At 36.1% G+C, this 14878-nt stretch carries 12 protein-coding genes; 8 read left to right on the forward strand and 4 right to left on the reverse strand.

From position 1 onward, the window contains the following. The first annotated feature begins 366 nt into the window (after positions 1-366). Positions 367-3474 carry a non-ribosomal peptide synthetase gene (locus CQ046_RS00590; protein ID WP_105700401.1) on the forward strand — a complete coding sequence of 1036 codons (3108 nt, stop codon included), beginning with the start codon at positions 367-369 and terminating at the stop codon, positions 3472-3474. Positions 3475-3633: 159 nt separating this feature from the next. Then, a complete protein-coding gene (locus CQ046_RS00595) occupies positions 3634-3924 on the forward strand; it encodes a hypothetical protein (RefSeq protein ID WP_105700402.1) in 291 nt (96 codons plus the stop codon). 84 nt (positions 3925-4008) lie between these two features. Here CQ046_RS00595 and CQ046_RS00600 read toward each other — a convergent pair whose 3' ends face one another. From CQ046_RS00600 to CQ046_RS00610, 3 genes are all read right to left on the reverse strand, one after another. Further along, the gene (locus tag CQ046_RS00600; protein WP_105700403.1) at positions 4009-5235 is read right to left on the reverse strand and encodes a spondin domain-containing protein; all 1227 of its coding nucleotides are present in this window, start codon (positions 5233-5235) and stop codon (positions 4009-4011) included. A gap of 132 nt (positions 5236-5367) precedes the next feature. After that, the gene (locus CQ046_RS00605; protein ID WP_105700404.1) at positions 5368-5844 is read right to left on the reverse strand and encodes a YdeI/OmpD-associated family protein; all 477 of its coding nucleotides are present in this window, start codon (positions 5842-5844) and stop codon (positions 5368-5370) included. 78 nt (positions 5845-5922) lie between these two features. Then, positions 5923-8130: a S46 family peptidase gene (locus CQ046_RS00610; protein WP_105700405.1), complete on the reverse strand. Its 2208-nt coding sequence runs from the start codon at positions 8128-8130 to the stop codon at positions 5923-5925. Positions 8131-8216: 86 nt separating this feature from the next. Here CQ046_RS00610 and CQ046_RS00615 point away from each other — a divergent pair, with 86 nt between their 5' ends. Further along, a complete protein-coding gene (locus CQ046_RS00615; RefSeq protein ID WP_228406825.1) occupies positions 8217-8651 on the forward strand; it encodes an META domain-containing protein in 435 nt (144 codons plus the stop codon). Positions 8652-9279: 628 nt separating this feature from the next. Here the strand turns inward: CQ046_RS00615 and CQ046_RS00620 are convergent. Continuing rightward, positions 9280-9987 (reverse strand): LytR/AlgR family response regulator transcription factor, encoded by a 708-nt coding sequence (locus CQ046_RS00620; protein ID WP_228406826.1) that lies wholly within the window; start codon positions 9985-9987, stop codon positions 9280-9282. Between the two features lie 195 nt (positions 9988-10182). Between CQ046_RS00620 and hflX the strand changes: the two genes are divergently transcribed. The 5 genes from hflX to CQ046_RS00645 all read left to right on the forward strand — a co-directional run bounded on the left by hflX (position 10183) and on the right by CQ046_RS00645 (position 14875). Next, a complete protein-coding gene (gene hflX / locus CQ046_RS00625; RefSeq protein WP_105700406.1) occupies positions 10183-11406 on the forward strand; it encodes a GTPase HflX in 1224 nt (407 codons plus the stop codon). Next, entirely contained in the window at positions 11406-12041 is a 636-nt protein-coding gene (locus CQ046_RS00630) for a DUF4919 domain-containing protein (protein WP_105700407.1), read from the forward strand. The genes hflX and CQ046_RS00630 overlap by 1 nt, the downstream gene beginning before the upstream one ends. Positions 12042-12062: 21 nt before the next feature. Continuing rightward, positions 12063-13349: a cation:proton antiporter gene (locus tag CQ046_RS00635; protein WP_105700408.1), complete on the forward strand. Its 1287-nt coding sequence runs from the start codon at positions 12063-12065 to the stop codon at positions 13347-13349. Between the two features lie 8 nt (positions 13350-13357). Next, complete coding sequence (locus CQ046_RS00640; RefSeq protein WP_105700409.1) at positions 13358-14074, forward strand: DNA alkylation repair protein; 717 nt, start codon at positions 13358-13360, stop codon at positions 14072-14074. 132 nt (positions 14075-14206) lie between these two features. Next, positions 14207-14875, forward strand: a complete 669-nt coding sequence (locus CQ046_RS00645) for a hypothetical protein (RefSeq protein ID WP_105700410.1) — start codon at positions 14207-14209, stop codon at positions 14873-14875. Positions 14876-14878 lie beyond the last annotated feature (3 nt).

The raw sequence follows: 14878 nt of genomic DNA on the forward strand, positions 1-14878 counted from the left end.
TAACACGTGATTAAATTTATTATGTTAAGTTTGATTATTGATTTGTCAAAAATATTACATTATGAAAATAAAATTTTCAAACACTGGGTAGCTGTTGTCTTTCAACTTTTAAGAATATGCTACACTTATTCTTTTCCCCTTTTCGATCATAATAAATAACATTTTCAGTTATTTACAGGTCTGCTTGTTAAAGCGGATTCATTAAAACTTATTGTTAATCAAGTTTTTAAATTTGTTGTTGAAGCACGGTTAAAAAATAATCTGTGTCTATACCCTATACGCGGTTGTTTCATATTATTTAAAATTTGATTGACGAAGAAATAAAATTTCTAATTACAAAATTTTTAATCAAATCTCATTATTAAAATGCCAAACACAATTTCCTCATTAGAAACCTTATCAATAGGTTCAGCTGTATTGCTGTCATCTGAAGACAGAGAAAAATTACTCAACGGATTCAATAAAACCGGTTGGGATTATCATCATGAAGAAACATTGGAATCTCTTTTCCGAAAACAGGTAATTCTTCATCCTGATAAGACCGCAGCTGTTTGTCAGGATCAGGAGATCACCTACAGGGAGCTAGATCAGAGAAGCAATCAGGTCGCCAATCTATTATTGAGCCGTGGTATTAAAGAAGGTAAATATGTTCCCATCTGGCTGGATCGATCTTTAGAATGGATTGTTGCCGTTCTTGGTGTTATCAAAACGGGAGCGGCTTATGTTCCTATAGATCCTGCGTATCCGGCCAAAAGAGTAGAATATATCCTTTCAGATACTTCTGCAGATGTTATCATTACCAATAAAATTCTTGAAGATCTTTTATTGGATAACGAAAAGACAAAAGTATTTGATCTGAGCAATATGGAGAATCTTAATCATTTGTCTTCAGAATACCCTGAGGTTAACATTCATCAGAACAGCTTAGCCTATACCATTTATACTTCAGGCTCAACCGGAAAGCCAAAAGGAGTAATGGTAAGCCATCAGGCAATACAGCATCTGGTAACCTGGCACAATCATCATTTTCATGTGGATCATAGCTCAAAATTGACTCTCGTTGCAGGGTTAGCATTTGATATCTCTGTTTGGGAAACCTGGTCCGCTCTCACTTCTGGAGCCACAATATTTATAGCTAATAATGAAGACAGAACAGATGCAATTGCTTTGGTAGATTTTTATAGAAGAAATCAGATTACACATGGTTTCGTACCCACTGTTCTGGCTCCGTCTGTCGTTAATGATTCCCGTAATTATCATGATCTGAAACTGAAATATCTTTTTACAGGAGGAGAAAAATTAAAACCAGTGCTTACTTCCGAATTAAATTATGAATTGGTGGATTATTATGGCCCCACAGAATGTACAGTATATGCTACTTTTAAAAAGGTGAAAGATACCGGCGGATCATACATTTCCTCAATAGGGAAGCCTATTGCCAATGCGAAAGCTTATATTTTAGGAGAGAATATGGAGTTATTGCCGGTGGGAGCTGTAGGAGAATTATGTATTGGGGGAAGTATTTTAGCAAAAGGATATCTTAACAATGAAGAACTTACCAATGCTAAATTTATTATCAATCCATTCAATGAAACAGAAAAGCTCTACCGTACCGGAGATCTTGCCAAATGGAAGCCGGATGGTGATATTGAATTTTTGGGAAGAATAGATAATCAGATAAAAATTCGTGGATTCCGTGTTGAATTGGGTGAAATTGAACGTACATTGATTCAGCAGAAGGATATCAAAGAAGCTCTTGTTATTGGAAAAGAAACAGAAGGAAGTACCCAGTATCTGATTGCTTTTATTGTATTAGAACCTGGAGTAACAAAGGATATTTCGTCGGTCAGAAATGCATTGAAAGATGAACTTCCAGGTTACATGATTCCGGCACAAATTATTTTTATAGATAAAATACCGCTAACAGCAAATGGCAAAACGGATACCCAGGTTTTAAAAGACCTGGCTGATAAAGAGGCCAAAGAATTGATCTCACTGGAACCACCTACCAACGAAACAGAACGAATTACCGTAGATGTCTGGTCCTCAGCACTGGAAAGACCAGTCATTAATATCACAGATAATTTCTTTGATATCGGTGGGAATTCCCTGTTGGTGGCAATAGTAGCTGTAGCTTTACAAAGAAAGTTGGATGTAAAAGTATATTTGCGGGATATTTATCAGTATCCGGTACTGCAGCAGCTATCGGAAGTTCTTATTGCCAGATCCAGAGAGGTAAGAGAAGCAATTCCCACGGAAGATGTAGAACCTTATGTTGAGTTGCAGAAAGATGTTTATCTTGCTCCAGGAACTGTTTTTGCTGGTGGATTTGATTCTAAGCAGGTTGAAAACCCAACTGCTATATTTTTAACGGGTGTTACCGGATTTATAGGAATTCATCTTTTGCAGGAACTTCTGGATACCACAAGTGCTGATATTTACTGCCTTGTAAGAGCGCAGGATGAGTTTTATGCAATGGAAAAAATAGACGGATGTTTTAAACAATACCATATTCCTCAAAGTATAGAACAGAAACCGAGAATTATTCCTGTAATCGGAGATCTGGCTTTACCGTCTTTAGGATTATCAGAAGAAACATTCACAAAGCTGGCGAAGCAAACCGATTTAATTTACCATTCCGGAAGCTCAGTTAATTTCATTGAACCTTATTCCTATATGAAAACCCCTAATGTAGAAGGATTGAGAGAAATCATAAAACTGGCAGGAGCTGAAAAAACCAAATGTCTTGCCTTACTGTCAACCATTTCCGTATACAGTTGGGGACATTTGTTTACCGGAAAAACAGTGATGCTTGAATCTGATGATATTGAACAGAATCTGATGTCTGTAAGCAAAGACATTGGCTATGTAAGAAGCAAATGGGTCATGGAAGCTGTTGCCGATTTAGCAGCAAAAGAAGGACTGCCACTGATTACTTATCGTCTTGGATATGCCATGTGTCACAGCGAAACAGGAGCAAGTGCTTCTTACCAATGGTGGTCCGGATTGGTGAAAAATTGTATAGAATTCAAATCATATCCTGCACTTACTGAGCTTAGAGAAGGTCTTATCACCGTAGATTATATGACCAAAGCTATGGCTCATATCACAAAAAATAAAGAGGCAATAGGTAAAAAATTCAACCTGATTGCCCGTCCGGAAACTAATCTTACTTTAGAAGATTTCTTTGGACTCATGAAAAAATATTATCCTTTTACCCTCAAAGATCTTCCTTATAAAGAATGGAGAAAACAATGGGAAGATGACAGTAAAAACCGGTTGTATCCATTGACAAGTCTTTTCAGAGATAATATGCATGAAGGATTATCCACTGTAGAACTTTACCAGAATACTTACATCTGGGATTGTTCCAATGTGATTCAGTATCTGGAAGGTTCCGGTATTGAGGAGCCTGTATTTGATAAAAAAATATTGGATTCCTATTTAAAATACCTGGGGATTCCGGTTGAATAGCATTTAATAATCAAAAAGCCCAAACAGGATCTGCTTGGGCTTTTAATTTTTATTGAATAAATACGTCAAGTTTTGTCGTAGTAGAGAATGACATTTGTATCAGGGTAATGAGAAAGTATTGCTCAGTTTTTAATTAACTGAAAAACCAAAGAAAAATAAATGAATAACACAATTGTATTGTCTAAAGATTTTGCCGCTCATGAAAGTGCTGTGGTAGACCTGAAATCCTGTGGATTGGTAAATCCGCTGAGAGCTCTTACATTTCAAAATAAAACAGGACAGTCTGCAAAGTTTCTTTGGCAGGGAGATATAATCTATAACAAAGATAAGGTGGGATATTTTAAGGAAATAAATAATGATCTGGGAATAAAAGTAAACCATTATGAAGGTTTTATAACGGTTACCAATGGAGGAGGAGAGCAATATTTGGAAGGCGAGCTGAAACCATAATCTGGCACATATTTTTATTTTCCCGGATAGTATATACTATAAAGAAAGGTCAGACATTATTGTCTGACCTTTCTTAGTTGAAGATTAATTGACGGTTACCTTAATCACATTCTGGACAGCAGGAACAGGATAAAAGCTTCCTACTTTGGAAATAACCTTATTTTCACTTTGTGGAGTTCCACCAAATAAAGCCTGATGATTTCCGGCACCCGGATATTGGTCAATCCCTGTTCCGGAATCAAACAATGAAGTTTTTGAGCTGATGTCTCCCTTAGTATTAGCATCAATACTTTGTTCATTAGCAAAGAACCAGTCATTGGAAAAGCCAAACATTGTTGCATAAGCAATTTTATCACCCGGTTCAGCATTAAAACTTGTTGTTACTTTACTTCCCGGCGCTACCGGAGCATTTCCTGCAACATATACGCCTTTTACGCCGGATAGAGATTTAAGACTGTTTTGAAGCTTGGTCACATTTCCAAACTGTGCAATGTCTTTCAGTCCCATCCCACTGTCTGATTTACCCAGTTCGTAAATTGGATTTTTATCACCACGATAAACAACTACCAATGCTGGAGAAAGTCCTGTCATAATTCCGGTATTAGCATTTAACTTCGTCATCATTTTACTGATATTCCCCATTTGAGCAATATCTGTGATTTCAGGATTGGATAAAGCATTAGGGGTGAAAAATGGTGCACTGTTCAGCAGCTGAGAACCATTGTAATTGGAAACCGCCCATACTCCAGGAGAAAAAGGAGTTTCGTTAGCGGTTCCGCCGGATGTATTGGTAATGGTGAGTGTGAATTCCGAACTTACATCATTGTAAGCCAGATTGAGTTTCATAAGCTGTGAAGCATTTACATTAGGAACCTGCATGATCGGCTTGCTTTCAACCTGTCCTGTGGTATCATCTTTACTTCCGTTATCCCATAACCTTACGCTTGAAGAAACATCTCCGGTAATGGCATTTCCATTGGCATCAAACAATTTGATACCTGGCTGTTGGGAAGCAAAAAACCAGTCTTTTGAAGCTCCATACATGGTAGCAAACATTAAAGCTTGTGTTTTTCCTGCACTGAATGTAACAGAAACAGATTGTCCGGGTAAAATAATAGGAGGAGTTCCTGTTCCCTGAAAACTTCCGCTTTCTACAAAATCTTTAGGGGTTACTACATTTTCAAAAGTGATGCTTCTTTGAAAACCCATATCCATCATCATGTCGTCATTAGAATCACTACATGAAGAAAGAGTAAATGCTGCTAAAGTAGCTGCCGCTAAAATTGATGTTCTGAAAATAAACTTGTTCATAAAAGTAAATTTTTTATAGTTATAAATGATATCTGTAACTATAGTCGGCTACTTTTTGAGATCCTGACAAAAAATATTTTCTTAATTCAATTTTTTTTAAAATGTAGATTCTGAGCGTGAAGAGAGGGTACTCTATATCCCCTTTTTTCCATCCAGAATCATCTGGATCATTTTTATTTTTCTGTTTTCTCTTGTTTCAGGTTTCTTGGCTTCTTCAATCCAACGGATGTATTCCTTTCGGTGAGTGTAACTCATTTTGTCAAATAGATCTTTTGCTTGTGGATTTTCATTAAAGACGAATGCTATATCATCTGCAATTTCAACTACTCTCTCTTCTTTGTCTTCAGCAAGAGAAACAGAGACCTCATCACCGAAGGTTTTATTCAGCAGCTTTCTGACTTCCTGAGTAAGACCTAAAATGTGACAATCAGATTTCATTTTAGCCAGACTTCCGCGATATTCAACTTTACCATCAAACAGGGCTTTTATCTTTACCTGACCTTTCTTATTAAACAACTCTTCCGTGGAAAAAGGAAATTCTACAAATGCAGCATTCATCTCTCCGTTTTGCTGAATAATGGCTTTGAATTCAATAGGTTGAGGTTTCATAATGAATAATTTTAATAGTCAAAAATAAAAAAACCGTGAAAGTAAATTTCACGGTTTTGAAAAATATATCAGATAAGATTATTTTTTCTTGATTTTCTTAGGCATTGTTGTAGTACCTGAGTTTTTAGTTTTTGTATCAGCAGGAGTGTTTTCACTTCTTACAAGCTTCAACTCGTCAACTAATCTTCTTGCACCCGCATACTTATCGATTGTCCAAAGAACAAAACGAACGTCTACGTTGATTGTTTTCTGCCATTCCTGTTCGAATACGATGTCACCGCTTAATGCTTCGCTGTTACCATCGAAAGCAATACCGATAAGGTTTCCGTCTCCATCAATTACCGGAGAACCAGAGTTACCTCCTGTAATATCATTGTTAGAAAGGAAGTTTACAGGCATGTATCCTGCAGCATCAGCGTACTGTCCGAAATCTTTAAGGTTATAAAGATCAATCACTCTTTGAGGAAGATCGAATTCTTCATCACCTTTCTTGTATTTTCCAACAAGACCAGTCATATCTGTATAATAGTTATCAGTAATACCGAAGTAGTTTCTATCACTTCTGATAGGTAATTTATCTACAGTACCGTAAGTTAATCTCATAGTAGAGTTAGCATCCGGGTAGAATTTCTTCTCAGGCATAGCCTTCATTAGACCTGCTAAGAAAAGACGGTTATTTTTTGCAAAATTGTCATCTATTTTAACGAATCTTTCAGTGCTTATCTTTTGATCGGCAACAATTCCGTTAGCTGCTTTCCAAAGTGGATCAGCATCAAGTTTCAATGCATCTGGATTTAATAAGAAATTCGTTGCAGAAGTTTTATTAGCGAAGATTGAAGAATATGCTACGTTGGAAACTGTTTTAGCATCTAATCCTAAAATAGTTGCAGAAGCAACTTCAGCATTTTTAACTCTAGCTTGGTAAAGACTTGTCATAGCTGCAAGCATTTCTCCTTCTAAAGATGGGTTGAAGTTTTCATAAGCAGACTTAATGGCAGCTTCTGTTTTAGCTTTCATAGCCAATCTTCCCTGCATATCTTGAGCAGCGTAAGCTTTAAGAGCAGATCCTACTTGTAATGCAAGTGTAATGTATTTTGCATTTCTTGAAAACTGAGAAGCATAGTTTCTTTCAACGTTTCTATCAGAAACTTGTTTATAGTAAATACCAATATCTTCTAAAACGCCATTGTATTGATCATTTCCTGGCATTGCAGCCCACTTATTGTAAGTTTCTTCAATTTTTTGTTTGTCAGAAATAGTTCCGTTTTTCTCTACTGCATCAATAGTTCCCTGTCTGTTTTTCCAGTAGTTAGCTACTGAAGCGTACTGAGAAGCATAGTTAAGCTGAGTTGCTTTATCCTTGTCCATGTACTTTTTCATTACATCCATAGCCAATTTAGAAGCTTCTACCCAAGCCGGGTAATCTTTAGTTACCATTTGCTGAATTCCATAAGAAGTCAGATAACGGTTTGTTCTTCCAGGGTAACCCAAGATCATGGAGAAATCACCAGGCTTAATTCCTTTAAGAGAAACCGGAAGGAAGTGCTTCGGCTTCAATGGGGTGTTGCTTGGAGAATATTCAGCAGGATTTCCTGCAGCATCAGCATATACTCTGAAAACAGTGAAGTCTGCTGTGTGTCTTGGCCATTCCCAGTTGTCTGTATCTCCTCCGAATTTTCCTAATGATGAAGGTGGAGCACCTACTAATCTGATGTCTTTATAATCCTGGTATACAAAATAGTAGAATTCATTTCCGTTGAAGAAATCTCTTACTACTACAGTATATTTTCCGTTTTCAGAGTTTTCTGTCTGAATCGCTTTAGTTTCAGCATCAATAACAGCTTTTCTCTCTGCTCCGGTCATATTGTTGTTTAGTTTCGAAGTGATTCTCTGCGTAGCATCATCCATTCTCACTAAAAATCTTACATAAAGATCCTTTGCATTGAATTCGTCTTTCTGTTTCATTGCCCAGAAACCGTTCTTCAAATAATCTTTTTCCGGTGTAGAAGCAGCAGCAACGGCACCATAACCACAGTGGTGGTTTGTAAATATAAGTCCTTTATCAGAAACAATCTCTCCTGTACAGAAACCACCGAAACTTACGATAGCATCCTTTAAGCTTGAATTGTTCACAGAATAAATTTCTTCAGGCGTAAGATGTAGACCCTCTTTTTGCATATCAACACCGTTAAGTCTTTTGATGAGCATTAGCAGCCACATCCCCTCATCCGCCCTCATTTGAGCAAAGCCCAATAAGAAAGTGAATAGTAGAAATAGTCTTTTCATTTTATAAAATAATTTTTGTGTCGCTAATTTACTAATTTTTACGAGATTCTGTCCCGGAATGGTACGAAAATGGGATGATAATCCGCATGAAAAAGATACTATTGTCACTTTTTGCAGTTTTACTTTTAGGAGTAGTTTTAAATTGTTCTTCAATGCCAGCTAAAAATCCTTCTCTTCAAAGACAATGGATGATTGTTTCATTGGATGGTTTTTCAAAGGATCAACTGATTGCGAATAAGGCCGAAATGAACCTGGCAGCCAATATGGTAGATGGGAAAATTCAGGCAAGTGCTTATATGGGATGTAACCAAATGTCTTTTGTAACTGAATTTAAAAAAGGAGGAAAAGTAAAAATTTCAAAAGGCGGAAGTACAATGAAAGCCTGTCAGGATATGAATCTCGAGACCTCTTTCCAGAAGAAAATTGAGACGATGACGAAATATTCTGTGGAAGGGCATTTTCTTACTTTAACCGATGATAATGGCAGTTCAATGAAATTTGTAGCGGCCGATTGGGATTAATTGTTCCTGATTACCATATGAAAAAAGTCCGCCAAAAGCGGACTTTCTTTTGTTTGAAAAATCTAGTTTGGTTATCAGCTTTTTGTAGGTTACTAGTTTGGGAGATTATTAGCTTTTAAAAAAGTTATGAGTTGTAAGTATAGTTTTTTAGATATCTGCCCATATTGGGTTATTTAATAAATTTTGTATTTGTGTTCCTAGAATTACTATAATTTGCCTGTATTATATGAGTACATTCGGAATAACCAAAACTCGGGATTTTAGCATAAGTTGTTTCCAAAGTTTAAATAAAATATTGGTTTTTAAATATTTGCTTTTACATCAAATTTCTCATCAGAAGCCAAAGCACTGTGTGAAGATTGTATTTTCATTCTTTCATTTGTGAAAATGAAACATGTTGCTAAAACTTAAGAATCAACAAGGGAAATCGGAAAAAATTAGGGAATAGATAGAGTTTTTTTTCATAGATAATCACTTTTAGAGTATTCGTATTCTTTCTTATAACACGGGTGATTTGGGAGAACTAAATTACCATCTATATCAATCAAATGGCAGAAAAATAGATAAACGGCAGAAATAATCGACCAATAGCATTTTGTGAAGTATTATTGGATATTAGTTGAGATTTTTAAGGATTGAAAAAAGAAAGATTATCCTTATAGGTTCGGCCAATAGGAAGTTTGATATGATGAGCCAGTTCTATTTCATGGCAGTTTTTTCCGCGGATTAGGTGACGTGGCACAGCATAGCTTCTGTGTATTCTGACAAAGGAATCAAAACAGTTTTTTTGCAGAATATTTCCCAGAGAATTTAAGATACAATATTTCTTTTCAAGAGTGATGATTCTTGTATAGTCTTTCAGGGCTTCCAGATACAGGATATCTTTCATTTTGAGTTGGAAAATATTTCCACCTTCTTTTATTTTGATGCAGTTTTCTCCTATCATGGCGTCATAACATTCACATTTCTCTTTTACTTCAAAAAAATCGAAAAGTCTTTCCATAGAATGATGAAAACGTTCTGCGGTAAGAGGTTTGGTAATAAAATCTAAAGTATTGATTTCAAAAACCCCAGCAGCCAGTTCGGGATGTGAGCTTACGAAAATACATGCAGGTATTTTATGAGCTAGTTTCCTGAATTCAAGACCGTTCATGCCTTTTAAATTGGTCTCAGTAATCAGAAGATCCACAGGAAGGTCAAGATAAGGAATCGCCTTTTCTGCAGAGTTAAAAGAAGCAACAATTTCAATGTTTTGATATTGTTTGATATAATGCTGAAGAACCAGCCTGTCCAGTTCATCATCATCAATAATCATACATCTTATATGGGTAATCATGATATTTAGGATATAAGTTTTTCAGTTTAAATATTTAATAATCAGAAATTTAATATATAAAGTTATTGATTATTTTGCAAGTTTTTTATAATTGAACTTAAATTTATATTAAAATATGTTATTAAATAAAAATTGATTTTGTTTTTTTTCTGAAAAATATTAACTTGTAAAAATCATAAACATAGACAGAACTTAATGTTAGAAAAGAAAGAACATAACTATGAGAAAGCAGTCTTAGTGGGTGTTATTACCCAGAATCAGGACGAAGAAAAACTGACGGAGTATTTAGATGAACTTGAGTTTTTAGCTTTCACAGCCGGAGCTACCGTACAAAAGCGTTTTACCCAAAAACTGACTCAGCCGGATTCCAAAACCTTTATCGGAAGCGGAAAAGCAATTGAGATAAAAGAATATGTAAAAGAAAATGAGATCGGAACTGTAATTTTCGATGATGAACTCTCTCCTTCACAGCTTAAAAACCTGGAAAGAGATATGGAAGTTAAGATTTTGGACCGTACCAATCTTATTCTGGATATTTTTGCCCAAAGAGCACAGACTTCTTATGCAAGAACTCAGGTAGAACTGGCACAATATCAGTATCTTTTACCACGGCTGACAAGGATGTGGACCCACCTTGAGCGTCAGAAAGGGGGAATTGGGATGAGAGGTCCCGGTGAAACGGAAATTGAGACCGACCGTCGTATTATCCGTGACAGAATTACGTTACTGAAAGAGAAACTGAAGACAATTGACAAGCAGATGGCTACTCAGCGTAACAACCGTGGAAAAGTAGTTCGTGCTGCTTTGGTAGGATATACCAACGTAGGAAAATCTACTTTGATGAATTCTATTTCAAAATCTGAAGTTTTTGCTGAAAATAAATTATTTGCAACACTGGATACTACCGTAAGAAAAGTAGTAATTGGAAATTTACCTTTCCTGCTTACAGATACCGTAGGATTTATCAGAAAATTACCGACTCAGCTGGTGGAGTCATTCAAATCTACTTTGGATGAAGTACGTGAAGCTGATCTTCTGATTCATGTTGTGGATATTTCTCACGAAAGCTTTGAAGATCATATAGAATCTGTAAATCAAATTCTTATGGATATTGATGCACATCAGAAGCCAATGATTATGATTTTCAATAAAATTGATGATTTCAGCTATGAGAAAAAGGATGAGGATGATCTTACGCCTTCCACCCGTAAAAATATCTCTTTGGAGGAATGGAAAAAAACCTGGATGGCAAAATCAAAATATCCGACAGTTTTCATTTCTGCATTAACGAAGGAAAACTTCCCGGAAATGAAGAAAATGATCTATGACGAAGTCATGAAAATTCATATATCCAGATTTCCATACAACGACTTCCTTTTCGAATATTTCGATAACGACGAAGAAGAAAGCAACAATTAATGAAGTATCACTTTTTCCTTTTATTCATACTATTTTCGGTTTTTGGGTTTGGCCAGAAATCAAAAGTTGATTTAAAAGCTATTGAGAAAAGTCTCAAAAGTTCTGATTCTCCGTACAATTATGAGAAGCTTATTTTTAAGTACAAAGGCTATCCAAAGTCTTTGGATAGTATAGAATCACAATATCTTTACTATGGAAGAAACTATAGAAGCGATAAAATAAGCACATCAGAAGACCGTTTTAAAAGTCTTGTAGATGCCTTTAAGCAGAATAATTTTGCTGACTGCATCAAACAGGGAAAGGAATTGTATGATAAAGATCCTACGAACCTTGATATTCTACTGATCCTGCTCAGAGCATATGATTCTGTAAAGGACGGAAATAACTTTATGCATCACCTGAACCAGTTTAGAGCACTTACGGATGGGATAAAAAGTTCAGGAGACGGGGAGTCTGAAAAAACAGCCTATATTGTCAATTCTGTAGGGGATGAATACATTCTGCTGAATATCCTGAATATAGGACAAGATTATACAAGAAGCTCAAAAGCAATGAAAGATAGTATGTATGATATCTGGGAAAAGGAGGGGAAGAAGATTTATATCAAAATACTTTATCTGGAACTAACCAATTAATCTTAAAATAAAAAACACTTAGTGGAATTATATTATTCATTTTCAGCATTAATCGTATTAGCATCAATATTTGCCTATCTTAATTACAGGTTTTTAAAACTTCCGAGTACCATCGGAATTATGGTGATCGCCATTGTGGTTTCTATTTTTTTGGTCATGTTCGGAGAAACAGTACTTCCGAGAACTTTCGGACATCTTCACAAACTGATGAACGGTATCGATTTTACGGAGGTTTTGATGGGAGCTATGCTTAATTTCCTTCTCTTTGCAGGAGGAATTCATATTAATATTAATGACCTGAAAGAACAGTTTAGACCTGTAGTAATATTTTCCACAGTAGGAGTTGTGATTTCTACTTTTGTAGTAGGATTTGGAATGTTCTATCTACTTCCTTATGTGGGCGTTAAGCTTCCATTTATCTATTGTCTTGTTTTTGGGGCCTTGATTTCTCCTACCGATCCGGTAGCGGTTCTGAGTGTACTGAAACAGGCTAATGTATCAAAATCACTGGAAACAAAAGTAGCCGGGGAATCACTCTTCAATGACGGTATGGCGGTTGTAGTTTTTACCGTGATTTTACAGCTGGCAGTCGGGAAAGAAGTAGATCTTAGTGTTGAAACGATCGGATTGCTTTTGCTTAAAGAAGCAGGAGGTGGTCTTTTACTCGGAGTTCTCCTTGGTTGGGTTACCTCAAGGCTGATGCGTGAAGTAGATGATTATATTATTTCCGTATTGGTAACGCTTTCTGTGGTGATGGGAGGATATCTTATTGCCCGTCAGATGCATATTTCAGGGCCGTTGACAATGGTAGCGGCAGGATTGTTTATGGGGAACTTCAACAGAAGTTTCAAAATGAAATCTGTCACTCAGGATTATCTGATTAAATTCTGGGAATTGATTGATGAAATTCTGAATGCTGTGTTATTCCTTTTCATAGGATTTGAACTTTTAATGATTAAAGATCTCAGACATTTCATGATTCCTGGCTTAGCTGCCATTGTAGTCGTTCTGTTTGCAAGATTTATTTCCATCTGGGGACCTACAAAATTTACCTCACTGAGAAAAAGTTTCAGTCCGCAGACCGTAAAAGTTCTGGTTTGGGGAGGAATTCGTGGAGGAGTTTCCATTGCTCTGGCGATGTCTATCCCCAAAAGTGAATACAGTGAAATTATTTTAAGTATTACCTATTGTGTTGTTGTATTCTCAATCATTGTTCAGGGGCTTACCATTGCCAAAGTGGCCAATCCTAATAAGATTGCCAAAGAAGAGGAAGAACAGGAAAATATTGCTGTAGAAGAAAACGCTTAAATTGTCATATGGGTATTGTTAAAGAAATACAGGAATCACTTGCTGTTCTATCCATTCCTGAAAAGGCAGAATTCTTTCCTAGATTTTTCAAAACAGGAAAAGGAGAGTATGGCGAAGGCGATTTGTTTCTGGGCGTAACAGTTCCGGATCAGCGCTCTGTTGCGAAAGAGTATTATTCGAAAATCAACTTAGAAGATCTCAGTGTATTGCTTTCTTCAAAATATCATGAACACAGGCTGACAGCTCTTTTTATGCTGATTTCAAAGTTTGAAAAAACAAAAGATAAAGCCGTAAAAGAAGAAGTGGTCACTTTTTACTTGAATCACCTTCCTTATGTCAACAACTGGGATCTGGTAGACTCCACTTGTTATAAGATTTTAGGGCGGTATGTTTTTGAAAACCAGAAAGAAAGCCTTCTTAGAGAACTTTCGGAATCTGAAGAAATGTGGCATAAGAGAATAGCCGTAGTAGGAACCATGCACTACATAAAGAAAGGATCGTTTGATCTTACCAAAGAGTTTGTAACCAGAAATCTGAAACATCCTCATGATCTGATGCATAAAGCAAATGGCTGGTTGTTAAGAGAAGTGGGAAATAAAAATGAAGGTGAACTCATCAGCTATTTGAATCAGTATTACAAAGAAATGCCCAGAACTTGTCTTCGGTATGCTATCGAAAAGCTGGACGAAGATCTTCGTCAGGATTATCTGAAAGGACGTATTTAAAAAATAGAATACGGAATCGTACCGTATTTTCCCTTAAAAAAGTACCGGGAAACAGCTATTTATGCCCAAAAAATCGAAGATAATAAGGATTTAAGGCCAAAATTGAGTAATTTTGTGGCTTTAAAACAAATCATGAAAAATTTTCTCAGATTATTTCTTCTATGGATTCCTTTGCTGTTCCTTACAAGCTGTTTTGATATCCTTGATAAAGTGAATGTAAAGGCTGATGGAACAGGAGAATATACCATTATTCTTAATGCCAGCAAGAGCAAAACAAGACTGGCTTCCATCTCCAAAATGGAAACTATTAACGGGAAAAAAGTTCCGAAAAAGGCTGAAATTGAAAATAAAATCAATGAAGCTGCAAAAATTTTCAAAGGAACTCCCGGAATCAGCAATGTGAAAACATCCATGGATTTTGATAATTACATCATTAAACTGAGCTGTAATTTCAAGAAAATTGAAAATATCAATGCTGGTCTGGACAAACTGAAGGCTCAGAATATATTGGGTAAAATGGTTCCTACTCAGGTTTACAGCCAGAATCTTGAAAAAAAGATATTGACAAGGAATAAAGTCAACTCCTTCAAAGCAGATTACGACAAGATGAGCAAGGCAGACAAGGAAGTTTTTAACGATGCAAAATATACTTCCATTATGCAGTTCGAAAGCACCGTGAAATCACAAACGAATAATACCTACGTGCTTTCTCCCAATAAAAAAGCACTTAAACTGGAGGCTGATATCCTGGATCTTATCCTTCTGAAAAAACAAATACAAAACACGATTCTTTTTCAATAAATT

The organism is Chryseobacterium sp. MYb7 (assembly GCF_002979455.1).
GTDB lineage: Bacteria > Bacteroidota > Bacteroidia > Flavobacteriales > Weeksellaceae > Chryseobacterium.